Origin of the sequence: Desulfatibacillum alkenivorans DSM 16219 (genome assembly GCF_900142135.1) — a bacterium.
Lineage (GTDB): Bacteria > Desulfobacterota > Desulfobacteria > Desulfobacterales > Desulfatibacillaceae > Desulfatibacillum > Desulfatibacillum alkenivorans.
Map to the genome: position 1 here is coordinate 67,960 of NZ_FQZU01000021.1, position 24,908 is coordinate 92,867.

General features: G+C 55.9%; 23 protein-coding genes and 1 other RNA gene. 6 read left to right on the forward strand and 18 right to left on the reverse strand.

What is annotated here, in order from left to right; translation table 11 throughout:
* Positions 1–30: 30 nt before the first annotated feature.
* Entirely contained in the window at positions 31–1,194 is a 1,164-nt protein-coding gene (locus BUE18_RS16385; protein ID WP_073477275.1) for a DUF362 domain-containing protein, read from the reverse strand.
* Between the two features lie 93 nt (positions 1,195–1,287).
* Between BUE18_RS16385 and BUE18_RS16390 the strand changes: the two genes are divergently transcribed.
* Entirely contained in the window at positions 1,288–1,857 is a 570-nt protein-coding gene (locus BUE18_RS16390) for a cob(I)yrinic acid a,c-diamide adenosyltransferase (protein ID WP_073477306.1), read from the forward strand.
* Positions 1,858–1,899: 42 nt separating this feature from the next.
* Positions 1,900–3,180, forward strand: a complete 1,281-nt coding sequence (locus tag BUE18_RS16395) for a GNAT family N-acetyltransferase (protein WP_073477276.1) — start codon at positions 1,900–1,902, stop codon at positions 3,178–3,180.
* A gap of 15 nt (positions 3,181–3,195) precedes the next feature.
* On the opposite strand, the gene BUE18_RS16400 is transcribed toward BUE18_RS16395, so the two are convergent.
* The 7 genes from BUE18_RS16400 to BUE18_RS16425 form a co-directional block, all read right to left on the reverse strand.
* Positions 3,196–3,396, reverse strand: a complete 201-nt coding sequence (locus tag BUE18_RS16400) for a FeoB-associated Cys-rich membrane protein (RefSeq protein ID WP_073477277.1) — start codon at positions 3,394–3,396, stop codon at positions 3,196–3,198.
* A gap of 10 nt (positions 3,397–3,406) precedes the next feature.
* Entirely contained in the window at positions 3,407–5,620 is a 2,214-nt protein-coding gene (feoB, locus tag BUE18_RS16405; RefSeq protein ID WP_073477278.1) for a ferrous iron transport protein B, read from the reverse strand.
* Between the two features lie 77 nt (positions 5,621–5,697).
* Complete coding sequence (locus BUE18_RS16410; RefSeq protein ID WP_073477279.1) at positions 5,698–5,931, reverse strand: FeoA family protein; 234 nt, start codon at positions 5,929–5,931, stop codon at positions 5,698–5,700.
* 435 nt (positions 5,932–6,366) lie between these two features.
* Complete coding sequence (locus BUE18_RS27990) at positions 6,367–6,507, reverse strand: hypothetical protein (RefSeq protein ID WP_170868389.1); 141 nt, start codon at positions 6,505–6,507, stop codon at positions 6,367–6,369.
* Between the two features lie 262 nt (positions 6,508–6,769).
* The gene (locus BUE18_RS16415) at positions 6,770–7,558 is read right to left on the reverse strand and encodes a dihydropteroate synthase (RefSeq protein ID WP_073477280.1); all 789 of its coding nucleotides are present in this window, start codon (positions 7,556–7,558) and stop codon (positions 6,770–6,772) included.
* A gap of 3 nt (positions 7,559–7,561) precedes the next feature.
* Positions 7,562–7,819 (reverse strand): hypothetical protein, encoded by a 258-nt coding sequence (locus BUE18_RS16420; RefSeq protein ID WP_073477281.1) that lies wholly within the window; start codon positions 7,817–7,819, stop codon positions 7,562–7,564.
* A gap of 17 nt (positions 7,820–7,836) precedes the next feature.
* On the reverse strand, positions 7,837–8,361 hold the full coding sequence (locus tag BUE18_RS16425; RefSeq protein WP_073477282.1) for a Ros/MucR family transcriptional regulator: 525 nt from the start codon (positions 8,359–8,361) through the stop codon (positions 7,837–7,839).
* Positions 8,362–8,578: 217 nt separating this feature from the next.
* Between BUE18_RS16425 and ssrA the strand changes: the two genes are divergently transcribed.
* Positions 8,579–8,933, forward strand: a transfer-messenger RNA (tmRNA) gene (gene ssrA, locus BUE18_RS16430).
* Positions 8,934–9,085: 152 nt separating this feature from the next.
* On the opposite strand, the gene BUE18_RS16435 is transcribed toward ssrA, so the two are convergent.
* A complete protein-coding gene (locus tag BUE18_RS16435; protein WP_073477283.1) occupies positions 9,086–10,666 on the reverse strand; it encodes a xylulokinase in 1,581 nt (526 codons plus the stop codon).
* A gap of 45 nt (positions 10,667–10,711) precedes the next feature.
* Complete coding sequence (locus BUE18_RS16440; protein WP_073477284.1) at positions 10,712–11,938, reverse strand: saccharopine dehydrogenase family protein; 1,227 nt, start codon at positions 11,936–11,938, stop codon at positions 10,712–10,714.
* A gap of 383 nt (positions 11,939–12,321) precedes the next feature.
* On the opposite strand from BUE18_RS16440, the gene BUE18_RS16445 reads away from it, so the two are divergent.
* Complete coding sequence (locus BUE18_RS16445) at positions 12,322–13,185, forward strand: 4Fe-4S binding protein (RefSeq protein ID WP_073477285.1); 864 nt, start codon at positions 12,322–12,324, stop codon at positions 13,183–13,185.
* 167 nt (positions 13,186–13,352) lie between these two features.
* Here the strand turns inward: BUE18_RS16445 and BUE18_RS16450 are convergent, their stop codons facing one another.
* Entirely contained in the window at positions 13,353–14,942 is a 1,590-nt protein-coding gene (locus tag BUE18_RS16450; protein ID WP_073477286.1) for a sigma 54-interacting transcriptional regulator, read from the reverse strand.
* Between the two features lie 239 nt (positions 14,943–15,181).
* Between BUE18_RS16450 and BUE18_RS16455 the strand changes: the two genes are divergently transcribed.
* A complete protein-coding gene (locus BUE18_RS16455; RefSeq protein WP_028315131.1) occupies positions 15,182–15,628 on the forward strand; it encodes a PaaI family thioesterase in 447 nt (148 codons plus the stop codon).
* 266 nt (positions 15,629–15,894) lie between these two features.
* Entirely contained in the window at positions 15,895–17,562 is a 1,668-nt protein-coding gene (locus BUE18_RS16460; RefSeq protein ID WP_073477287.1) for an AMP-binding protein, read from the forward strand.
* A 449-nt stretch (positions 17,563–18,011) separates the two neighbouring features.
* Here BUE18_RS16460 and BUE18_RS16465 read toward each other — a convergent pair whose 3' ends face one another.
* From BUE18_RS16465 to BUE18_RS16495, 7 genes are all read right to left on the reverse strand, one after another.
* The gene (locus tag BUE18_RS16465) at positions 18,012–18,686 is read right to left on the reverse strand and encodes a TIGR04283 family arsenosugar biosynthesis glycosyltransferase (RefSeq protein ID WP_073477288.1); all 675 of its coding nucleotides are present in this window, start codon (positions 18,684–18,686) and stop codon (positions 18,012–18,014) included.
* Positions 18,683–19,369 (reverse strand): TIGR04282 family arsenosugar biosynthesis glycosyltransferase, encoded by a 687-nt coding sequence (locus tag BUE18_RS16470; RefSeq protein ID WP_073477289.1) that lies wholly within the window; start codon positions 19,367–19,369, stop codon positions 18,683–18,685. Before BUE18_RS16470 ends, BUE18_RS16465 begins: the two co-directional genes overlap by 4 nt.
* A 3-nt stretch (positions 19,370–19,372) precedes the next feature.
* Complete coding sequence (locus tag BUE18_RS16475; RefSeq protein ID WP_073477290.1) at positions 19,373–20,833, reverse strand: dihydrolipoyl dehydrogenase family protein; 1,461 nt, start codon at positions 20,831–20,833, stop codon at positions 19,373–19,375.
* A gap of 4 nt (positions 20,834–20,837) precedes the next feature.
* The gene (locus BUE18_RS16480; RefSeq protein ID WP_073477291.1) at positions 20,838–21,563 is read right to left on the reverse strand and encodes a TVP38/TMEM64 family protein; all 726 of its coding nucleotides are present in this window, start codon (positions 21,561–21,563) and stop codon (positions 20,838–20,840) included.
* A gap of 30 nt (positions 21,564–21,593) precedes the next feature.
* Positions 21,594–24,032 carry a heavy metal translocating P-type ATPase gene (locus tag BUE18_RS16485; protein WP_073477292.1) on the reverse strand — a complete coding sequence of 813 codons (2,439 nt, stop codon included), beginning with the start codon at positions 24,030–24,032 and terminating at the stop codon, positions 21,594–21,596.
* A 14-nt stretch (positions 24,033–24,046) separates the two neighbouring features.
* The gene (locus tag BUE18_RS16490; RefSeq protein WP_073477293.1) at positions 24,047–24,250 is read right to left on the reverse strand and encodes a heavy-metal-associated domain-containing protein; all 204 of its coding nucleotides are present in this window, start codon (positions 24,248–24,250) and stop codon (positions 24,047–24,049) included.
* A 183-nt stretch (positions 24,251–24,433) separates the two neighbouring features.
* Complete coding sequence (locus BUE18_RS16495) at positions 24,434–24,886, reverse strand: ferritin-like domain-containing protein (RefSeq protein WP_073477294.1); 453 nt, start codon at positions 24,884–24,886, stop codon at positions 24,434–24,436.
* Positions 24,887–24,908: the final 22 nt, after the last annotated feature.

A 24,908-nucleotide genomic window follows, 5' to 3' on the forward strand; every position in this document is an offset into this window, starting at 1 on the left:
TTTTTGTTTTGACGGGAAAATTTTATAAAATCACATTCTGAGAAGCCATTGCAGCCTGCCGCGTCCTTTCTCGATGGCGGCCTCGGGGCAAACCTCCATGCAGCAATAGCAGCGAATGCACTTGTTGTAGTCATATGTGGGCTTCTCCGCCCCGGGTTTGGCCTTGCTGATGGCGCCCGCTGGGCAGATCTTCATGCACTGATAGCATAGGGTGCATTTTTCCCGGCCTGGGACCGGCCTGTCTATAAAGAGGTTTCTGAACCGTTTGGAGGTGATGGGCCACCGGACCATGTTGGAAAGGATGGTTCCCCTGGACGGCCTGAGAGGGTTATGGGTGAAGGACTCTCTGGGGTCGCCGATCCATTGCACTTCCTCGGGGGAGGAAACGTTAAACCCCCGTTCAAAGCCGCGCATGGTGATTAGCGCCTTTTCCACGTCCAGGCCGGACAAAGTTGTGGCGACATAATCCAAAGCCACCGCGTCCGTGGAGGCCAACACCGCGTCCATGCGCGCAGGCGAGCCCGAAGCGCCCGGCCCCTCCCCTTCCATGACTATGATTCCGTCCATGAGGTGCAAGAAGGTTTTAGGCTTGTCAAAGCCGTACAAAAGGCAACCATAGAGGTCCAGGAGGAATTCCGAAAATTCGTCCGCAGCGGGCGCTTTGACGTGCATTTTCGACTTTTGCAGGCCGGGTATGGCGCCGAACATGTTCTTTACCGCTCCGGTTACGTAGGTCAGGCCGTGGGTCTTGAATTTGGGAAGGTTGATAATAACGTCGGCGTTGAAAAAGGCCTCGGCGACGTCCACGTGTTTGTAGCGGCGGCTGCCTTCATAATTCAGGGCGCGGGTATGATCCACGTTGGCGACTTCCACGCCCTCTTCGGCGACGACCTGGGCGTAGGCTGTTTTTTTAATCACCCGATCCGTGGAATGGATGGAAGGGGACTCGATGAGCACGGGGGCTCCGCCGTATTCCTTGACAATCCGCGCCGCGGCTCGAAAAAACTCATGATGCGTGATCACCGCCTTTTCCGGGGGCGCAGGAACCAAAAGGTTGGGCTTTAAGGCGACCCTGGCGCCTTGGAAGGTTTGCGGATCAAAGCCGATGTTTTCAAGGCTCTGCATTATGGTATTGCGAAGATTTTCCGGGGAGTAATCCTGGCACTTCAAGACGGAAACCGGACAGCCTGCCATTTTACCTCCTTATGATTTGTGGATTCGCTCGTCTGTTTTTGGACGAATGGTGAAAGGTCTATGTACACGTGCCATAAAAACATGGTATTGGCAATGTATAAACAGGAAAGGAGCGGTTACACTTTAATTATACAGGATATTTTTATGAAAAAAGGATATGTGCAGGTTTATACGGGCGAGGGCAAAGGCAAAACCACGGCGGCCTTGGGCCTCTGTGTTCGGGCCGCGGGCGCCGGATTTAAAGTTTACGTCGCCCAGTTCATCAAAATGGGCGATTACAGTGAAATCAAAGCCCTAAAACGCTTTGACGATCTGATTACCGTAAAGCAGTACGGACTAGGCCGTTTTATTAAGGGAAAACCCGCCCAGGAAGATATTGATACGGCGCAGGCCGGACTCAAAGAGGCGAAGGCGGCCTTGGTTTCCGGAGAGTACGATCTGGTCGTGCTTGAAGAAGGCAACGTGGCCGTGACCTGCGGGTTGTTCTCTATTGATGATTTAATGAAGGTCGTGGAATTGCGGCCTCCCACAACCGAATTGCTTATTACCGGCCGGGGCGCCCATGAGAGATTGATCGAAGCGGCGGACCTGGTGACGGAAATGCGGGAAATCAAGCATTATTATAAGCAGGGCGTGCAAGCCCGGATCGGCATTGAAAAATAGCCTGCCTGCCTGAACCTGTTTTCCCGGGAAAGAGTGTTTTAGATGGACTCGAATTACGAAATTTGCAGGGGCGACGCCGCTCTGGACGTCTCCGAACTTAAAACGCTTTATAGAAAAGTATTCCAGCAAGAAGACGTAGCCGAACTGGCCGGCATTCTTTATCATCACGCGCCTGGGCTCCCCTCCGAAAACTGGCTTTTAGCCAGGGAGAAAAATACCAACGCCCTGGCCGCCGCCTGCGTCCTGATTCCCTGGACCTGGGAGATGGAGGGGGTTGCAATAAAGGTTGGGGAACAGGGTCTTGTTGGGACTCTTGACGAACATCGCAAAAAAGGGCTGATGCGGGGGCTGAACGACGCCCTTCGGCGAATCATGCTGGATGAAGGGTATCTTCTAGGAGTAATCCAGGGCATCCCCGGATTTTATCATAACTTCGGCTATTATTACTCCGTCCCTTTGAATAACCACATAGACGCGCCGTTTCATATCATGCCCGATGAACTGGAGGACTCTTCCTGGACATTCGCCCCGGCGGCAAAGGACGATATTCCTTTTTTATTGGAGGAGGATGAACGCTACCGGAGCCATTACTCCATTTCGGTGAAAAGAGACCGCGCCGTCTGGGACTATTTGCTGAGCCACAGCAAAAACACGGAGTACGGTTCCGATTACTTCATCATAACGCATTCAAAAACCGGGAAAAGGTTTTACTGCCGCGTCCCCGGCCAGGGATTCGGCTCCGGGCTGATTATCAGCGAAGTCAGCATAGACATCTCGCCGGACGCATTCATGGCCCTGCTGGTTTTCGCCAAAAAGCTGGCTCAGGAAAGAAAAAAGCCCTACATCCGGTTTGATCTGCACAACGACTCCCCGGCGGGAAACATGGCCATCGCCATGGGCGCCAAAAAGGGAAGCCCCTATGCATGGCAGATCAGCATCCCGGATAAGGCCGCTTTTCTAAGGCGGATCGCCCCGGTTTTGGAAAAACGCCTGGCGGAAAGCTGCTTTAAGGGTTTTTCCGGCGTGTATCGCTTGGAAATGTTCGCTGAAAATGCGGATCTGGTCTGGAATCAGGGGGCCCTGGAAGAGGTCAGGCCGGGAGATGAGGATCCATGCCCCCTGACCTTCTGCCTCAACCAGGATTTATTTCCCCTTTTGGCCCTTGGCCATCGGACCTGGCGGGAATTGCAGCACACGCGGCCTGATATCTTTCCCGCCGCCCAGCATGTCCGGCCTTTTGATTATCTGGCCCGGGATCAAAGCGCCCCGATGACGGACGTCTTGTTTCCCAAAACCAAGTCATGGGTCTACGAAAGGTACTGATTCCTTCAAGCCTGATTAGTCTTTTTGGGACTTCGACTCCTCAGGCATATTGGCTAAAAGGTCCCGGCTCCCGCAGGAGTCGGGGCTTTGTCCGCACCCGGCGCACCCGCCTCCGCAACCGCATGAAACTTCTTTTTGAGTCAGGTTTTTATATATGCGCCGGACAAAGGCGCCAGCCGCCAGGGCTACGATGATTGCCACGATAACTTCCTGCATGACCGCCTCCTTAATAACCCAGCAGGGTCGCCATCTGGTACACGCCCACAGCCAGGATGAACGCCGCCGCCGTATTGAATATCACAGAAAAGGCCGCCCATTTCCAAGATCCCGCTTCTTTTGCTATACAAACCACGGTCACGAAGCAGGGGGCGTAAAACATGGTGAATACGATGAGCGCCAGGGCCACGGCCGGGGACCAGGAGGAATCCTTGGCCAGGGTCTGGGACAGGGTCTGGTATTCCTCGGGGTCTGTCTCGCCCAGGGAGTAGGCCGTGGACAAGGCGGACACCACCACTTCCTTGGCTGCAAAGCCGCCCACCAGGGCAATGTTGGTGCGCCAGTCAAAACCGGCCCACTGGGTTACGGACTCCAGGGCGCCGCCGATGCGCCCGGCCGCGGAGTTGCGCAGGGCCGCCTGGGCTTCCTGGGAATCCACGGCCGCCAAAGCGCCGCGCAGGGCCTGGGCCTGATCGCTCAGTTCAGCGCCCTCGTCGGCGTTTGCCAGTTCCTGGGCCGCCGCCTCGGGATAGGAAGCCGCAACATGCTGGCGCATGACTTCGAATTCCGCGGTTTTGTTTTCCGGGAGTCCGGGAAAGGTCATAATCACCCATAACAGGATGGAAATTCCCAGAATCACGGTTCCCGCCTTTTTAATGTACTGCCAGGTGCGTTCCCAGGTATGGGTCGCCAATCCCCTGAAAGTAGGCACGCGATAGGGGGGCAGTTCCATGACAAACGGCGTGGATTCGCCCCGGATAATGGTCATGCGCAAAATCTTGGCGGCGACAAGCGCGCCCATCCAGGCCAGAAGGGTGATGCCGAACATCATCAAGGCTTCGTTGGCCGGAAAAAAGGCCGCGATCAATAAGGCGAACACAGGCAGCTTGGCGCCGCAGTTCATAAAGGGCGCCGTCAACAGCGTAGCCAGCCTTTCCTTGGGGGACCGAAGGGTCCTGGCCGCCATGACGCCCGGGACCGCGCATCCGCCGGCGATGCCGCCGGACACCACGTAAGCCATGACGCTGCTTCCGTGCAGCCCGAAGGCCTTGAACACCCGGTCCAGCATATACGCCACCCTGGCCAGATAGCCCGTGTCCTCCATAATGGCGATGCCAAGAAACATGAACATGATCAGAGGGACGAAGCCCATGACCCCGCCCACGCCGTCGATAACGCCCGAAACCACCAGGGATTGCAGCATGCCCGGAGGCAAGAGAGCAGCCGCCGTGTCGGAAAGCCAGCCGAACATGCCTTCCACCCACTCGACGGGGGCCGCGCTGTACGCAAAAACGACCTGGTACAGCCCATATAGTATGGCCAGCATGATGATGGGGCCGGCGAACCGGTTGGTCAGGACCATGTCGATCTTGTCGGACAGATAAAGGCGGTCGGAGTCGTTGCTTCTAGTAATCACGCCCTGCTGAATGATGGAGCGGATAAAGCCCCAGCGGTGGTCGGCGATCATGGATTCGGGGTCCATGTTCAAAGTGGCTTCCAAATGCGCGGCGACCCTGGCGGATATGGCCGTCAGCCTGTCGGACAAATCCGGATTGACAGCGCGCCCCTTGGCGATGATGTCTTCGTCCATCTCTAAATATTTAATGGCCACCCACCGGGGATTGTAGTAGTTCTTCAAAAAAGCGCCTTCCGAAATCAAGGATTGCATTTCAAGCAGGGCCTTGTCTATGTCAGCGCCGTAGGAAATAACCAGGGGAGTTTGGTTTACGGGCTGCTGCGCCAGGTCCGCGGCCCTTTGAATAAGATCCTGCTTGCCCTTGCCCGTGCGGGCGATGGTGGGGACGACGGGCGTCCTCAAAAGCTCAGACAGTTTTTCCGCGTCCACTTCCATGCCCCGGGACTTGGCCACATCCACCATGTTCAAGGCCAAAACCAGAGGAAGCCCCATTTCAAGAAGCTGCACCACCAAATAGAGGTGGCGCTCCAGGTTGGAAGCGTCCAGGGTGTCGATGACCACGTCCGGGCGTTCCTGGGCCAGGTATTCCCGGGCGACCTTTTCCTCCTCGGAATAGGCGGTCAGGGAATAGGTCCCGGGAAGGTCCACGATATGGGCCGTATGAGCCCCTACGGAGCAAAGGCCCTCCTTACGCTCCACGGTCACGCCGGGATAGTTGCCCACATGCTGCCTTGCGCCGGTAAGCGCGTTAAACAAAGTGGTCTTGCCGGAGTTGGGATTGCCTGCCAAGGCTATGGTAGCTTGCATTGTTTGTATCCTATGTTTTTATAAGCGTTGCTGATGAAATTCCTGTACGGAACGGCCCCCTGGGAAAAAGCGCCGGGCTATTCCACATCCACGTCAATATAATCCGCTTCGTTGTTCCTGAGCGTTAACGTGAAGTCCCCCACCCTCAGGGCCACTGGGTCGTACAAGGGCGCCCTGCCCTGGACTTTGATCCGGGTTCCGGGGACCAGCCCCATGTCGCGGATGCGCCGCCCCAGTTCGCCGTTTGCTTTTACAGTCTTTATGGTTCCGCCTTGTTTTTGCTCCATACTTCGCAGACAAATAGTTCTCATATGTCATCCTGCTTTTTTAAGTTGTTTGGTTGGTCTTGGAGGTTCGCCGCCCATCTAGGCAGAACGAACCTTAATCGCCCCATCGACATTTGTAAGATAAATCTAACTTAATTCCGTGTCAATAATAATTTTTCCTAATGATTATTATTTTAGCATAGTCAATATTTAGGAGGCGATGCCGCCTAAAGGCGGCCTGGGAAAAGACGCCTGGAGCAGAAAAAAATAGTCCGCATTTGCAGTTCAGCTTGGGACAGCGCCTTTTTTCTGAAGAGGCGATCACGAGGAAATGGGCGTTTGGGACGATAGCAGGACCAAGAAAGCGCCGGGAGGCTGTGGAAGGCGCGGCGGCCTTTGGGAGGATGAGCCGGAAAAAGACTGGGCTTTATGGGTCAGGGCGGGCCGGCGGCCCGCCCTTTTCCGGGGGGATGGGGCTAGTTACTTTTTCAGTTTTTTCAAACCCGCCAAGCGGATGAGCCCGGATCTGGCGTAGGAAAACGCCACCAGCGGGCGGACGTCCGACTTGATGCGGAGTTCGTCGCGCTCGACCTGATTGACGAGAATTCCCAGTTTTTTCATAGCGTTTCTCCTTTATTTGGAAATGTGGGAGCGACCCACGACCCCTCGCCTTAATAACTAGCAAGTTAAGCAATATGACGCATTGTGTCAAGTAAAAAATTACTAACTACTAGTTATTTAAAAGGAGAAATTACTAGGAAAACCTGGGTGGATGGTTGGCTTTTGTTAAACGGCTATCTATATTTCAACGGATGGAAAATTTCATGCGCGTCATGAGACGCCATAAAAAGGCGCCATGCCGCATCAATCAATTAAGGGAGAATTAGAAATGCCAGGAGAAAATCCCGCCGGAGCTCAAAACGTCCACGGCCCGCGCCGTGGCGATGGTGTCGGGATTAAAGATGTTCAAAAGCACCCACGTGAGCCCGGCGCCGCCCAGCATGGCCAGGTAGGTCTGCTCCACGAGCTGGCGCTGGGGCCCAGGGGGCCTGCCGGTGGTGAGGTTGGAGAGGCCCACCATCACCCGGGCGTCAAAGCCCAGGACCTCAGGCAGGAGACGCACGGTTTCCACCACCTCCACGGCCTGTCTGCCGCCGTCGTCCCACATCAGGGGAACGGCCAGGGGGTCGAAGACCACGCGGTCCCGGGAGATTCCCGCTTCATCCAGAATCCCCGTAAGCTCCACGGCCAGGGCCAGCCTGGAGTCCGCGTCCTTGGGCACGTGGCCGTCGGGCTTGAGCAAAAAGCAGATCAGGTCCGCGTCGTAGTTTTGCGCCAGAGGGAGGATTCCCTCCAGCTTTTCGGGCTGCATGGAGATGCCGTTGATAATGGGCCGGGGCCCTTTTGCGGCCCGGAGGCCGGCCTCCATGGCTTGGGCGTTCACGGTGTCCAGGCACACGGGCAGGTCGCAGGCTTCCTGGACCGCCTCCACCATGAACTGCATGATCTCCTCTCCCTGGCGGGAAAGGGGGCCGGTGTTGATGTCAATGGCCTGGGCGCCGGCTTCCCGGCATTGGGCGGCCAGTTGTTTGACAGGCTCCGGGTTTCTTTCCTTGACGGCCATTTCCACCCGGTATCTGGTAATTTGGATATTGTCTGCGATTACGAACATGATTTAAAGGACGGACCCCTTCCGGCTAGCCCGGCGTTGAACCAGACGAACGACTAAAGACAGCATCACGGAGGCGGCCAGGACCATGAGGACTCCCGGAACCCAGACGTCCCGGTGGAATTCCTGCGTTTCCCACCCGACCTTGACGCCCGCTGCCCCGAAAAGGAACACCAGAGCCATGAGCGCCAGACAAAACCCGCAAACGGGGCTGGAATCATACCAGGGGATGGGCTCCCCGGCAAAGGAATAGAGTTTTTCCATACCTGACTACCCGGCCGCTACTTCTTGGCCTTTCCCTTGGCGGCGACGGCTTTTTTGGGAGCGGCTTTTTTGCCCGCGCCCTTGCCTTGCCTGCGGGCTTCCTTGAGCACTTCGCCCAGGTTCCGCTCTTTGGCGCTTTGACGGCGCTTGGCGGAAAGGGATTGGGCGGACAATGGCTGGCGCGCCTTGAACCCGTATTTTTTCCGGTACTCTTTGGCGTCCATTTCGTGCTCTTTCAAATGCCCTTTGGTAAGCTGTTTGAACTCGGCGCCGCACTCCAGGCAGATCACCTTGTTCTTCCTGATGGAGCGGATGGGCCGCTGCCGCAATTCCGCCAATTGATCCGAAACCCCCTCCTCGCCCAAAGCCGCCGGAACCTGAGTCAGGGCCTCGGCGTCCTCTCCCCCTTCCGCCATCCGCAGTTGAACCAAGGTCTTAAACACGGATTTCAGAGCTTCACCCACTTCTTCGGAGGTCATACTGGTGCTGCCGACCTGCGCCGCCACAATCTCTGCCGCAATCTCTGTCAGCGTTTTCGCCATCGTGTTTCTCCTTTGTAGGGATTGTTGAAAGATGTGCAAAAAGGGCTGGATTTAACTAAGTGTTACAACATACAGCATTTTCATGTCAACTGCATTTGTTGATTGACAAAGTTCGGTTAAGAATTATATTTAGGTACGTCTGCGCAGTTTGTAAGCGTAGTTGCAATGTATTGGACGAGTTTTTTGATTCATTCAACCCCTCCATGCACGGCGCCGTGGGGGCGAAATGGTTTCGACGGGGATTAGGAAGCCGTGGCTGCATACCGAGCCCTCCGCCAACTCGTAAAAAGGGTGGAAACTAAACATAATCGCAGACGATTATAACTACGCTATGGCCGCTTAAGGCCATCGTCCTACCTGGCATCTCCCACATACCGGGATAGGGCGTCGACTAGTGGGATAGCATGGCTTGCCCGCCTGTTGCAATGTCATGTGAAACTTTAACAGGCTAGCCTGCCAGCCGCCCCGGCCTGAATGGGCTCTGCCAGGCGAAATACAATATTCGGGACAAGTATGTAGACGCCACCGCGGAATATTTCCGGACGCGGGTTCGACTCCCGCCGCCTCCACCAAATAATCGGGCATGAACAAAGGCCTGACAAAAAATCCCAGGACCGTCAGCGGCCTGGGCTTTTTTGTTTTGGTGCGCGATTGATATATTTTGGAATGCGCATCAGACTATGGATTTTTCAATCGCATTCATTCCATTATCCGCCGACAGCCATCAAACATTTTTTTCCACGCTGTTCAGGCGTTTGCAGATGTTCTTGTGGGCCTTGTAAAGATCGGTGAAAGCCTTGAACAGGGTGTCGTAGGTCTTTCTGTTGGTCGGGTTGGGCGTGTAGGTTGCGCGATATTGAATCAGGCTGGGAATCCGGGACCATTCGATCTCCCCCAGGCCTACGGCCGCGATAAAGGCCGCGCCCCGGGCGTTGGCCGCCACAGGATCGCTCACCTGCCGGACGGTTCTGTCCAGAACGTCGGCGAAAATCTGGCACCACAGGTCGGAGCGGGCGCCTCCGCCCACGAAGTTCAGCGTATCCAGCCGCCTTCCCGCGAATTTCTCCACGTATTTCAGGCTCCATCGGACGTTCAGGGCCACGCCTTCCATGACGGCTCTCACCATGTCGGCGGAGGTGCTGGTGCGGGAGAGGTTAAACAGGCAGCCGCGGATGGTGGTGTCGTCCACGGGGGTGCGTTCGCCGTTCAGCCAGGGGGTGAAAATAAGATTGTTGGCGCCGGGCGGGGAGGTTTGGGCGATGCTGGTGAGCATTTCAAAGGGGTTTTCGTCCTCCTTGATTTCACCGATGCCCAGGACGTTTTGAACCAGCAGGCTCAGGCATCCTCCGGCCATGTCCTGTTCGTTGACGGAGGAGAATTTTCCGGGGATGGACGTGGGCAGGGAGGCTATGGAGTGGAAAATGTCCGTCTTCTTAAAAGGCACGATGCACTGGATCCACGAGGACGTGCCCACGTACAGATGAGCCTGATAATCCCCTACTGCGCCGGACCCCATGGCCGCGCATTGATGGTCCGGAGAGCCCTCCACCACCATGACTCCCTCGGGCAGGCCGATGGCTTCGGCCACCTCGGGCAATACAGGCCCTAAAACGTGGGTGGAAGCATACATGTCCGGCAGTTTTTCCTTGTCGATGCCCAGGGAGGCGATCAACTTGTCGTCATAACGGATGTTGTGGGGATCCCGGACGTCCGACACCCAGAACAGGGTCATGGAGTCGAAACTGGCGGCGAACTTGCCCGTCAGCTTGAGATTGAAAAAATCCTTGGAAGGCAGAATCTTGTAGGCCTTTTTATAAACCTGGGGAAACTCCTTTTGAAAAAGAAGCATGTGGGCGATGTCGTCCTTGCCGGACAAGGTGGGCCCTCCCGCGGTTTTGCGGACCCACTGCAAGGCTTTGGGCACGTGGTAGCCCAGGATGGAGGGAAATCCCTTCATAAACTCCCGGACGTACTTGCCGCCCCGGGAGTCCATCCAACTCAGGGCGTTCATGAGGTGCCGCCCGTCCCTGTCCACCGCTACGGTGCTGGAAAAGGTGGAGGACACGCACATCCCCACGATGCTTTCCCGGGGCACGGAGCCCCGTTCGATCAAACGCCTGCAGGCGGAGATCAGTGCGTCCCACCACTCCTGGGGGTCTTGTTCAGCGCCTCCTTCAGGCAGAAAGAACATCTCCGTCTTCTGATAGGCGTAGTCCCGAACCTTTCCCTTCATGGAAACCAGACTGGCCTTCACTCCGGAGGTGCCATGGTCGATGGCCAGTATATGCTTGTCCGATATGCTCATTCCCTTTCCTAATCTCCGGCGTCAATCCTCCCTGTACACAAGAGGTTAAATGTCCAGGGTGGAAACCTTCCCCAAAGCATCCACATGCTGAACGATAACCCCGCTAAAAGAATCGGAATCCCCTTTTTTCTCATCCAGCTTCATGACCGGGCCCACAAGGTCCAGAAAATCCTGGGGGTTGATGCACCCTTCGGGCGGCAGCACCCCTTTTTCCGTAATCTTGCCCAGGACCATAAGCATGGCGCCCACGGCCGCCGGAACGCCGGTGCCCTCCCCCAGGGCCTGGCTGCCGGAAGCCATGTGAAACCGGTACTCGCTGTATGCATCTTCCGTCCTGCCCTTGACGACCACGCTGCAGCATCCCCGCTGGGAGCCGAATCGGGTCTCCTTTAGAATCCTTTCCCGCTCCCGGATGATGTACGCCAGGGCGAAATCGTACGGAACGACGCTCTGGCCGTTCACGTCCAGGGATTCTTTGCCGGAAAGGCCCAAACGGCACATGTCCCGGGTCAGATTGTAATATTCCGAAGGCAGCACAGTCCCCTTGTTGGTCACCTGCCGAGTCTTGATGTACCGGGGCAATGTCACCTGTTCCGGGTGGGGATAAGGGTATAAAAGCACGTCCCCTCCCAAAACCGGAAAGTCAAATGTCTGGCGCAGGGCCACGCCGTCCTCTTCGAAATATTTGACGTATTTCAATTCCCCGTCCAAAAACATGGGAATGTCTATGCTCATGCAATGAAAACGGTGGCCGATCACGCCCGGCCCCTCAAAAGGCTCTCCTCCGTGGGCGTGAAAAATATCGATGGACTCCACTTCATCCAGCAATGCGTCGGCCGCAAACCTGGCCAAAAGATTGGTCGCCCCCGGCGAACTGCCCATGCCGATGCATGCAGACACCCCGGCGTCCTTGGCCTTTTGATCCCAATCCAGAATATCCAGCGTTACGTCGACGTCATCGCACACGTCCACATAATTGATCCCCGACTCCAGAACCGCATCCAGAATGATCTTGACCGACTTGTAAAAAGGCCCCACGCAGTTGACCACCACGTCAGCCCCCTGAATGGCCGCTTTGATGCTTTCCGGATCCAAGGCGTCCGTCTGCACGAAACCGACTTTGTCCGACTCCCATTCCCCAATGAGGCTTTCGGCCCGCTCCCTGTTCTGGTCGGCCAGAATCACTTGGGAAAAAAGATCCTGACCCGCCAAGGTCTTGGAAGCCACCGTGCCCACCGCACCACATCCACCGAGAACCACTGCTTTTGCCATGACGCCCGCCCCTCCTTATGAGCTGAATTGTTTTAAATGAACTTTGTTAAAATCAGCTCTGTTTGTCAAGCAAAAACATACTTTAAAATTTTTTTTCTATTTTATAACATAATTAAGTGAAGCTGAATAGCAAAAATGCACTGCATACTGATTTTTCAGAGTCATTTTGAAGTAGCTTAACTTTTAAAACCGCTGGGCGCTCTCCCAAAAAAATTTTACATCCTGTATTGACTAAGAGGTCAAATGTAAAGTATGAATATTCTTGCTTGCTATTCAGTATTTTGTCGCAAACCGGTTTAAGAGCCCCTGGCCTTGCAGGTTCTTCGCCGGCGCCGTCATATGTCAAGTTCACCGTCACGCTTGCATCACGGGGGGATTTTTCCATGTTTGTTATGTTGGGAGAGCTTTTTAAGAAAAAATTTGCGGTGCGCATTAACTGGTGGAATTTTTATGTTCCGATTTTTCATAATTTGGTGAAGCTGCTGCACCAGGCGGAGAATCCGTACATCGGCTGGATGGTCAGGCGGGCTGCCCTGATCAACGACAAGAACAAGCATTTCACCCAGGGAACGGTCATCCCCTTGGAAGCGGAGATGAACAAAAAGGGAAGCCAGGGCAGCACGGTCATGCCCATCCAGTTGGTGGAGAAGCTGATCCGGGAGGCGCCCGACCGGTACATCGTGCACAGATGCCTTTGCCGCGACGGCAATGACTGTCAGGACTTTCCCCATGATCACGCCTGCATTTTCTTGGGCCAGGGGTCCCATGTCACCTATGAAAACGGCATTTCCCGCAAGGCCTCGGTGGAGGAAGCCATCGAGCATCTGCACAAAGGCGTGGAGCTGGGATTAATCTGCCAGTGCCTGTGGATCGAGGCGGAGCAGTATTTTTGGGGCTTTCCCAAGGACAAGATGCAAAATTTCCTGGAAGTCTGTTTTTGCTGCCCTTGCTGCTGCCTGTCTTTGAATTCGTGCAAGAAGATCACCGAAACCTTCGGCGACAGGATTCAAAGCATCGGCTGGGAAGCGCAGGTCAGCGGCGAATGCATCGCCTGCGGAAAATGCGTGGAGGTCTGCCCCATGAACGCCATCGTCCTGGGCGAAGAAAAAGCGGAAATACAGGGCCGGTGCATCGGGTGCGGATTGTGCGCGAGCAATTGCCCCACGGACGCCTTGGAACTCTACCAAAAAACCCCGTTGAAAGACGACATCAAGGACTATTTCTGGGGGTTCCGGCCCGACGTGTGACAAATTGCGTGAAAGAGTTTTCGCCTCACAATCAAGCGGCGGTCATCCTGTTTGCTCCATGTTCGATTTTGCAGGGACGCGATACTTTTCTCCGGCGTCATGCCTGCTAAAATTGATCGTTGTTTTGGGAGATAAGTTCATGTCCCGAAAATCTCACGGGTTGACGCCTATTTTTTGACCTGGGGCCAGTTGAGCACCGTGGAGGGCGCGGAGCTCTTGTACACCGCCCGGGCTTTTTTGCCGAACGGGACGCCCAGCTTTTTCATGCGATTCCTCAAGGTCATGGGGTGTATCCCCAGGATTTCAGCGGCCCCGCCCTTTCCTTCCACCCGGCCTTTGGCAAGGACCAGAGCTTTGCGCATGAGGTCGGCCATGGCCTGATCCATGGTGGGCAGGCTGAGGGATTCCACGTTTTTGGTTTTGGGGCCGGGCTTGAGGCCCAGGTCGAATTCCTGAAAGACGGGTTTTTTGCCGCCGCTCAGGATCAAGGCCCGCTCCACGGCGTTTTCCAACTCGCGCACGTTGCCGGGCCAGGAGTAATCCATGAGCTTGTCCATGGCGCCGGGCGCCAGGGGCGGAATGGTTCCCAGCTTCATGTCCAGGCTCTTTATACGGACAAAATGCTGGACCAGGGAGGGGATGTCGCCCTTGCGATCCCTCAAAGGCGGAATGACGATGGGGAACACCTTGAGCCGAAACAACAGATCCTGGCGAAAACGCCCCATGGAAACCAAGCCGTCCAGGTTCCGGTGGGTGGCTGCGATGACCCGGATGTCCACGTGGGTGGTTTCCGTGGCGCCCACGCGTTCGATCTCCTTTTCCTGAAGCACCCGCAAAAGGCGCACCTGGGCCTCGGGGGAAAGCTCGGCCACTTCGTCCAGAAAAATCGTTCCCTCGTCGGCGCGCTCAAAGCGGCCGCGCTTCATGGACGAAGCGCCGGTAAAGGCGCCCTTTTCATGGCCGAAAAGTTCGGAGTCAATGAGGGTGTCCGGAATGGCGCCGCAATTGACTTTGATGAGCGGGCCGTTTCGCCGGGGGGAGGCCCTGTGCACCGCTGACGCGATCAACTCCTTGCCCACGCCCGTTTCGCCCAACAAAAGCACGGGGCTCTCTAAAGGGGCGACCTGGCGCGCCATTTCCATAACGCCCCTTAGGCCGTAATCGGCGCCCACCACCTCGTTTTCGGAAAAGGCCTCCTCATTCTCCTGAAAATAGGGGTTGTCGTCGGTCAGCAGTTCTTTGAGCTTGTTTAACTCGCGCTGCCGCATGCTGTTGCTTAAAGCAACGGCGAACGGTTCGTTCAACAGGCGGAATAATTGTTCGTGCCTGGCCGTATAGGTTTTGCCCACTTCTCCGTGGAGAGTCAGGACCCCAATCAGCCGGCCTTCGATCACCAGGTCGAGAATCAGGGCGGACTGGACCGCGCCTCCAAAATACCGGCTCACCTCTTCGGCCACAGGATCGTCGCTGACCCGGTTGACCCTGCGCAGGCGCTGAGAGCGCTGGGCCTCCACCTGGCGGCGGGCCTTTTCGGACAGATGGGTCTTGACCGAAAGCCGGCCGTATTTTCCCGGGGTGGCGTGGGCCACGGTTTCAGCGATACCAGTAACCGGGTTATATAAATGCAGGCTCATCTGGGAAGCGGGAATATGCTCCCTGACATAGAGCAGGGAGTGCCACAAGGCTTTTTCCACTTCCAGGCTGGAGCAAATTCTCAGGACGGTATTTTTAAAAAATTCATTGGGATCCGGATTCATAGGCCCTCCAAATATACCTTATTTGATAGGAAGGCTTATTTTCTACCACATATGTGGGCGTTTTTCAACGAATGTGGTAGAATTTCTTCCAAATCCGTTCTAAATAAAGCAGGCTTAAAACATAAGCCGCCAAAAATACAAGATATGTGATCCCCGTCTCATCTTGGCATGAGCTTTGCCTTATCAGGTTTTGGAGATGCAAGGCCTTGCTCCAACCAGCAGTCACTTAAGGAGAAAAAATGAGCAACCATTCCGATCCTATGATCAGCATCATTGAAGAGGGAATCGACTTCGTCAAAAGGATGGGGTTGAAGGTGGTGGATTTAAAGAGGGGGTATTGCAAGCTGTCTGCACCCATTAAAGGAAATGAAAACCACATAGGAACCATGTACGCCGGCGCTCTGTTCACGCTGGCGGAAATCCCCGGCGGCGCCCTCAGCTGGTCCAGCTTTGACCTCAACAAGTTTTTTCCCATTATCAAAGAGATGAGCATTTCCTACCGCAGGCCGGTCACCACGGATGCGTATGTGGAAATCAGCATCTCAGAAGATGAAATCGCCCGTATCGAGGAGGAGGCATCCACCAAGGGAAAGAGTGATTTTATTTTGGAAGGCGAAATCAAGGACGAGTCCGGTCAGGTCACCGCATTGAGCAAAGGCCTGTATCAGCTTCGCCTGCGCAAGTAGTTTTTCTTTACTGCCTGTGCAAAATGGGATTTGTCCCAGGCTTTTTCACAAGGATTGACCCAAGTCATCCCGCGTAAATCGGGATGAACCGGGACCGGAAACAAGGCGCGGGCTGCTGAACCTTCAGCCGCGGCGCTATATTTTCGCCCAAACTCCGGATCAACCGGAAAATTCCAAAAAAGCCCTATTTTCAAAGATATATCCAAACGCCAGTATTAGATTGACGTGGCAGGTTTAATATGTTCGGCATTCAAGGAGTACGCAGTATGTTTTGTGAAGACAAACCCTGGCTTGAGTCTTACGACAAACATGTCGAAGGTTGCATAGATATCCCGGAAACAACGTTAACCGACCTCATTGAAAAGGCCTGTCAGGACTTCCCCGGCAATACGGCCATTCATTATCTGGGAGCTCAAATCACTTTTAAGGAATTGCATGAGCAATCCGGCAAATTGGCCGCCGGCTTGAAGAAAATCGGCTGCGGACAGGGCGACGTTGTTGCGATCTGCCTGCCCAACACGCCCCAATACCTGATATCCATTTTCGGCGCATTAAGAGCCGGGTGTTCGGTCTCCGGTCTGGCGCCCCTCCTCATGCCCGACGAAATGGCCTATCAGTTGAACGATTCAGGCGCAAAAGCCCTGATCATCCTGGACCTGTTGCTGGAGGCCAAGCTGCTGCCCGCGGCTGCAAGACTGGAAAAGCTAAAAGACGTTTTGGTGACGGGCGCTCTCGACGCTCTGCCCGCGGTGGAGGAATATCCCCAGGGCCAGGCGATTCCAGGGATAACCGTCCACAGGTATTATCCGTTTTTGAACGATTCGCCCAACAAACCGCCTGAAATAACAACCACGCCCAGGGATATTTGCTTCCTGCAATATACAGGAGGCGCCACCGGGCCTTCCAAGGGGGCTATGCTGTCCCACGGCGCCATGGCGTCCAATATTGCGCAATGGGCCGCCTGGGGCGATATCGGCCGCGGGGTCGAAACCTTTCTTTCCGGGTTTCCCATGTTTCATTCGGCGGGTTTGTTTGTGGGCGTCGCCAGTTTGTCGACGGGCGCATCCCAATGCGTTATTCCCGACCCCAGGAACACGGATCACATAGTCGGCGAAATCGCGCAAAACAAGCCCACGCTGGTGGGTAACGTGCCTTCTTTATATATGATGCTCATGGAAAACCCCAAGTTTGCGGACCTGGATTTCAGCTCCGTCAAACAGTGCATTTCCGGCGCCGCGCCCATTCCGGCCCAAGCGCTGAACAAGCTGGAAGGTTTTGTTGGAAAAAACAAGATTGTGGAAGTCTGGGGCATGACGGAAACCTGTCCCTTTATCACGATCAACCCCGTCAAGGGCCCCAAAAAAGCGGGATCCGTAGGCCTGCCCATCCCCAACACCAAACTCCGGGTCGTGGACCTGGCTGACGGCTGGACGGAAATGCCTGTCAATCAGGAAGGAGAGCTTATCTGCTGCGGCCCCCAGGTGATGCAGGGCTATTTGAACCGTCCGGAGGAAACCCTCAACGCTTTAAGGGAGCACGAGGGCGAAATCTGGATGCACACCGGCGACGTGGGCCGTATGGACGACGACGGATTCGTCTATGTGGTTGACCGGGCCAAAGACATGATCATCGTAGGCGGATTCAAGGTGTTCTCCTCGGAAGTGGAAGACAAACTGTACCAGCATCCCGCCATTGAAATGTGCGCCCTGGTGGGCCTGCCCAACCCCGAAAGGCCGGACAGCGAAATCGTCAAGCTCTTCGTCCAGAAAAGCGCGGAGTACGCGGACGTGCCCGACGAAAAAGTGCAGGAGGAAATCGCCGCATTCGCCAAGGAAAAACTGGCGCCCTACAAGGCGCCCAAGGTATATGAATTTGTTGAGGCCATCCCGCTGACCAGCGTGGGTAAGGTTAACAAGAAGATTTTGCGCGTGTAGTCCCCCCTACATCCAGGCGCGCAGCGGGAGGGAAAATAGGTTCCCTCCCGCATTTTTTTTAAGGGAAGGCTTATTCCAAGGCGCCGTCATTTGAGTAATATGCTCATCCACTTTCCGAGCTTTTTGACCCTATTCCGCTGCTATTCCACAACGACACTGGGTCCCCGTTTCCGGGGCTGCGTCATGATGATTGCATAACCGCCGCAATCATCCCGCCGCCTCCCTACACGGGGATGACGGAAAGCGGCGGCGTTGGCGCCCAGCGTGGGGAAAAGGCGGCCTTGCATCCTTGGGGAAGAGTTGCAAGCGACCTTTGAATTATCGTTAGCCACAAAAATTCGTCATCCCGGCAAGGGCGATCCGCTTTCAGGATCGCCCGCAAGCCGGGACCCAGCGTCATTTTTAAGATTGGCAGGGGGGTATAGTTATTGTTTGAACGCAACTTGGCTTCATCTGTTGTTCTTATAGCGCCCGTGCAGGTCTTCCGGCTTGGCGCCGAATTGATAGCGAAGCATGAGGGAGTAGTTCCCCAAGGTCCTGCGAAGATATCCGTCCTGAAGCCATCTTCGGGCCGACGACCGAACCCGCGCGCGGCTCAGTTTGAACCCGCCTATCCGCAATAGCTTTTTAACCAGGTCCACCTCTTCCATCAAAGGGATGTTGGCAAATCCTCCGGCCCGCCAGTAGGCCTCTTTTCTGACGAAAATCGCTTGGTCCCCGTAGGGCATGTCAAACAGCCTGGTTCGTAAATTGGCGCCAAAGCAAATAAGCTCCATGGCCAGGCTGGAATAATCCGCTCCCAAGGAAAAGGCGCCAAAGACGACGGCGGGATCTTGCAACATGCGGGAAATCTCCCGCTCGAAACCGGCGGGGGGCAGCGTGTCGGCGTGGAGAAAAAGCAACACGTCCCCAGTTGCATGACGCGCCCCAAGGGCCTGCTGGCGGCCCCGCCCAGGCGGAGAGCTTAAAATCAAGTCGGCCAATCCGCTTGCTTTGGCAACGCTCTGATCTTGGCTGCCGCCGTCCACCACAATGATTTCATGGGCGCCGGGCCTGCAGGCCTCCAAGACTGTGCGGATGTTTTTTTCTTCGTTCAAACACGGAATGATGACGGAAATTTTCACAAGGGCTCATCCAAAATCTGTGGGCGGACGCGCCGCAATTCTTCCAATTGATGCAAGGTCTCCCGGGCTGTCGCCGTTCCCCTGGAAAGCCTTTGAAATAAAAGTTTTAGGTCCTCAAGGTCGTCCACGTCTTTCCAGGGTGTGGTCAGGCCGTAGGACGCACGGTTTTGCTTTAGAATATCCAGGGTTTGCGCCAGGACCTTGCTGGTCCCCCACTCAGGCCCGGAAAAAATGCAGGGAAAAAAGCCTTTCTTGGTGAATCCCACAAGAAAATAGCCGCCGTCTTCCGAAGGACCCAACACGCAGGCCCTGCCCGCCAGAAGATTCTCCGCTTCCTGGATGATATCCATGGGCAGATCAGGGATGTCGCTGCCCATGAGCAAGGCTTTTTCATAGCCCTGATTGAAAATCTCCTTAAATGCGTTTTGCATTCTCTCTCCCAGGGAAGCCCCTTTCTGGGGATGCATAGGATGAGGAGTTTTCATTTGCGGCGGTTCTTCCGGAGGCCAGAAAAAAATGTGTATCTCCCCGCCTGTACGCTCCAGCATGAAAAGCATGTCCCGGACAAAAGAGGCGTAAAATTCGCAAGCGGCTTCATCGCCTATCCCGGCGGCCAGGCGGGTTTTCACCTTGCCGGGGACGGGATTCCGCATAAAAAAAATCAGGGCGCGGGAAGCCGCCATGCCTCAACCTTCCTGGGAATCCAGGGAGCATGCCCGCCCCTTGAGGTTGAAGAAGAATTTCAGGGTCTTTTTGACTTTTTCGGAATAGAGTTTGGGCGCAAACACGTTCCCGGCGGCTCTCTTGCTGATTTCCGCCAGGGTCGGGTACGGGTGGATGGCGCCCGCCACGGTGGAGAGCTTGACCTTGCCGTTCATAATCCCTACCCACTGGTTGATGATGTTTCCCGCATCAGGCCCCACGACCTGGACCCCAATGGGCTTTTCCTTTTCGTCCAAAACCAGTTTAAAACAGCCCGCGGACCGGCCTTCGGCCAAGGCCCGGTCATTGCCCGAAAACTTCTCGATGATGACGTTGGGTTCGATCCCCGCTGCCCTGGCCCGCTTTTCGTTCATGCCGATGGAGCCGATTTCCGGGTCCGTGTACGTGCACCAGGGGACCCAGGTGTAGTCCGCCTTTCGGGGCAAATGCAGTATGGCGTTAGACAGGGCTATGCCGCCTTCGTATCCGGCCACATGGGTGAATTGCAGGCCGCCGTTGCAGTCCCCCACTGCGTAAATGTGCTTGTGCTTGGTCCGGCAGCGCTTGTCCACGGGGATCCCCCGGGCGGAGTGCCTGATTGCCAGGGCGTCCAGGTTCAGGCCCTCCACATTGGCCTTGCGGCCCAGGGCGACCAGGATTTCCCTGGCTTCAATGGTTTTGGATCGGCCGTCTTCGATTTGAATGACTATCTGCCTGCTGTTTCCCAGGTCCTTGACTTTCTGGGCCGTACACCCAAGCTGGAACGTCACGCCCTCCTTTTCCAGAGCCTCCTGGACGATGGCGGCCATGTCCGCATCTTCCGGCCCTAAAATCTGGGTGTTTCGCTCCACCACCGTAACCTGACAGCCCAGGCGGGCGAAGGCCTGGCTCATTTCAATGCCTATGGGGCCGCCGCCCAGGACGATCATGGACTCGGGGAGCTCCTGGAGGGAAAAAATGTCTCGATTGGTCAAGTACGGGCATTGATCCAGGCCCGGTATGGGCGGAATCATGGCTGACGAGCCTGTGGCGATCACCCAGTGATCGGCCGTGATTTTCTTTCCGTCCAGGTCGATAGTGTGCTCATCCGAAAAGACGGGCTCCCCAAAAAGCACCTTGGCGCCCAGGGAGCAAAAGCGCTCCTCGGAATCGTGCTTTTGGATGGTTTGAATCACCCCGGCGATGCGCGCCGCAATTTGGGAGAAATCCACGGGGGGCGGGTCCACGGCGGGCAGGCCGAAGTCCCGGGCGACCTTCATGTAATGATAGACTTTGGCCGATTTTATCAGGGTCTTGGAAGGCACGCATCCAAAATGGAGGCAATCGCCGCCCAGCAGGGGCTCCTTTTCAACCAGCAGGGTTTTGGCTCCAAGTTGGGCCGCGCCCGAGGCTGCAGTCAGTCCTCCCGCGCCGCCGCCGATGATGCCGATGTCGTAATCAGCCATGCCGTTATTTCCCTTCGCCGGAATCCGCCCCCGGAAGCGCCAGGCCGGCGCGCCTGCGGTAGAATTCCAGCAGTTTTTTTACGGTGATGGGGAAAACGCCTAAAATGATGAACGAAACAATCAGGCTGGGAGACAAAATGCCGGACAGGGAGTCTATCTTGCCCAGTTCCTTGCCTGCGTTGACAAACACAATGGTGCCCGGAAGCATGCCCACCTGAGAGACCCAATAAAAGGTGCGCAACCGCATCCTGGTCAGGCCCATGGCAAGGTTGATCATCCAAAAGGGAAAAGCCGGGACCAGGCGCAGGGTGAACAGATAAAACGCGCCTTCGCGCTCCACGCCCTGATTGATCTTCACCAGGCGATGCCCCACTTTTTCCTGCACCCAGGATCTCAGTAAAAACCGGGAGACCGCACAGGCCAGAGTGGCGCCTATGGTGCTGGCGAACGAAATGACGACCAGGCCGGTCAACAGGCCGAACAAAGCCCCTCCCGCCAGGGAAAGCACAACGGCGCCCGGCAGGGAGAGGCCTGTAACAGCAATATAAATGAGCATGTACGTTCCGATGACCGAAACGGGATGCTCGCTGTACAACTGGGTCAGGCCGGCCTGGGAGGACTTGACGTACTCCAGGCTCATAAAGCGGCCAAGGTCAAAGATAAAAAACGAGGCTGCCAGCGCAACCAGAACCCCAGCCACGATTATTTTTTTCACCGTCCCTGGCTTCATTCCCTCCACCCTTCTTCCCCATTATATGACTCAGGCTTTAGCTCGGTACAATGTCAGGCTGTTGGTCACCACCGAAATGCTTGACATTGCCATGGCAAGGGCCGCCAAAATGGGGTGTAAGTGGCGCAGGAATTCCGGTAAAAAGGCGAACCCTGCCAAAGCCCCGGCCGCCAGGGGAATCAGCACCACGTTGTATCCAAAGGCCCATACAAGGTTTTGCTTGATGGTGCGCATGGTGGCCCGTCCCAGCCCTATAGCCGAAACCACGCCGGTCAGCTTGCCGCTGGCAAGCACCACGTCAGCCGTTTCCATGGCGACGTCCGTGCCTGTGCCCAGGGCGATGCCCAGGTCGGCGATGGCCAAAGCCGGGGCGTCGTTAATGCCGTCGCCCACCATGGCAACGGTTTTTCCCTGCCCCTGGAGTTCCTTGACTTTGTCGCCCTTCTGGTCCGGCAGAACTTCGGCGAAAATGTTGTCCACGCCGATTTGCAAGGCGATGGCCTTGGCGGTCTGGGGGTTGTCGCCGGTCAGCATAATTACTTCCAGGCCCTGGCTGTGAAGCTGGTTGATCGCCTCTGCGGATTCCGGCTTGAGTGCGTCGGACACCGCAACCAGGCCGGCCAGGGCTTTATCCCTGGCGACGACCATGACGGTTTTCCCCTCATTGGCAAGACGGTCGATCTCAGCCTGGGCGCTTTGGACGTCCACGCCCTGGGCGGCGGTCCAGGCAGGCTTGCCCACGATTATATTGGCGCCCTCGACGTCGGCGGACACGCCGTTTCCTCCATGGGCCTCAAATCCGGCAAGGGCCAGCAGCTTGCTTCCCTGCTCCTTGGCGTGCTCCACAATGGCCCGGCCCAAGGGATGCTCTGAGCCGGATTCCACGCTGGCTGCCAGTTGCAGGACCTTTTCCTGATCCAGACCGCCGAAAGCAGCCACGTCGGAAACCACAGGCTTGCCCATGGTGATGGTGCCGGTTTTATCCAGTATCACCACGTCCAGGTCGGTGGCCATTTGCAGGGCGGTGCTGTCCTTGAACAATATGCCGTGTTTGGCGCCCCGGCCCGTGCCGGCCATGATGGCCGTGGGGGTGGCCAATCCCAGGGCGCAGGGGCAGGCGATGACAAGCACCGCTACAAAACGGATCATGGCGGGAACGAATTCTCCGCCTATGGTCCACCACAGGACGAAGGTCAGCACGGCCAGGACGATGACCGCGGGCACAAACACAGCCGCCACCTTGTCGGCCAAAGCCTGGATAGGCGCCTTGCTGCCCTGGGCTTCCCGGACCATACGAATGATGTGGGCCAGTGCGGTCTCGCTGCCCACCCGGGTGGCCTCGATTTTCAGCAAGCCCTGGCCGTTGACCGTGCCGCCGGCCACGGAGTCGCCGCCGGTTTTGTCCACAGGCAAAGGCTCGCCCGTCAGCATGGATTCGTCCACAGCGGAATTGCCCCAAACCACTTTTCCGTCCACAGGCAAACGCGCGCCCGGACGGACCAGGACGATGTCTCCGACCTTGACCTGGGATACGGGGACTTCCTTTTCATCCTCCCCGTCCACGATGACCGCGGTGTCGGGCGTCAGGCTCATAAGCTCCTTGATGGCTGCGCCGGTTTTGCCTTTGGAGCGGGCTTCCAGGAGTTTGCCCAGCTTAATCAGGGTGATGATGACGGCTGAGGTTTCAAAATAAACGTGCTGTCCCAGGACCGGAAAAAACAATAAGGCCAGGGAGTAAATGTAGGCCGTGGACGATCCCATGGCCACCAGAACGTCCATATTGGCGCTTTTGTTTTTCAGGCTTTTGATCCCGCCCACGTAATAATCCCAGCCCGTATAAAACTGGACCGGCGTAGCAAGGGCTAAAAAAAACCAATTCACCCAGGGCTGATGGCTCCAAGCGCCGATCAGGCCGAAATCGCGGGACATGCTGATGATGAACAAAGGCAGGGCGAATACCACGCCCACCCAAAACTTGCGGGTCTGATCCTTGATTTCCGCTTCACGGGCCGCGGCTTCCACGTCCTCGGGCTCCTCGCCTTCCTGAGGGCGAATGGCCTCAAACCCGGCCTTGGAAACCGCTTCGATGATTTTATCCAGATTGGTGAGGGCCTGGACGTACTCCACCGAGGCCCTTTCCGAGGCAAAGTTGACGGAAGCCGACACCACCCCGGGGACCTTTTTGTTCAGGCTTCGTTCCAGGTTGGCGGCGCAGTTGGCGCACGTCATGCCGGTTATGGGGAGTTCAATTTTCGCCGTAGGCACGCCGAAGCCCAGGCTCTCAATTTTATTGATGACATCCTGGGGCTTGGTCTGCGAAGCGTCCAGGTCAAACGAGGCCTCCTCGTTGGCGAAATTCACCGACACCTCGCTGACTCCCGGCAGCTTTTTAATGCCGCGCTCGATGTTCATGGCGCAATTGGCGCACGTCATCCCTGTAACCGGCAAGGTTATCCTGGCAGGTTTCATGGCAGCCTCCAGGTCTACTCTGCGGGGTAATTGATCTCTTTAAGGATAGCCCTGATGGAGTCTTCGGTGGCCGGGGAATCCCATTTCACCTTGATGGTCTTGGATCCGGGATCGCCTTCCACGCCGGCCACGCCGTCGGCTTCATTCAGTTCCTCTTTGATGGCGTTTACGCAATGGCCGCAGGAAATATTGGGTACGGTAAATGTTTTTTCTTCCATGATGGCGCCTCCATTCTACTAGTAAAAATGTCAAGTGAGACCAAATAGGTCTTAATTAATATGGAGCCCCCGATTAACTCTGTCAAGCGAATGCCATGGCGGGAAAAACAGCGGAGATCATTTACTGGCGAGGCGTGCAAGGGGAAGGCGGTCAAATTCCTTCCCCTTGCAAATAGTTATCCATTAATTGTCCGTCAGGACATGGTCGTCGTATTCGGTTTCGAAATACAGCTTATGCTTGGCTTCTTCCTGGGCTAAGGAAAGAAAAACTTCCTTGAGGTCCCCTTCCACCCGGTTGGCCAAATGGGTGTACAGCATGAACGCGGCTTTTTCCTTTTTCATGGCCAAAATAAGGGCCTTTTGGAAATCCATGTTGGGCTCCACCGGAGCGTCAACCACGTAATCGGCAATTTTGAGGTCCGTTACATTGCCCGCCGCGGGCGCCATGGCCTGGCCTTCCTTGACAGCCTTGAGCTTTTCTTCATGCCTCTTCTCTTCCGCAACAAAGCTCTCAAACAATGCCTTGGAACCCGACCTGGTTGTGTTCTCTGCGATTTCTGCGTAAAACTTCTGGGCCTCCTGCTCATTTTTAATGGCGAAATCCAGGATGGCATCCACTGAATTAAAGTTGGTCATCGTGTATTCTCCTCCTCGTCAT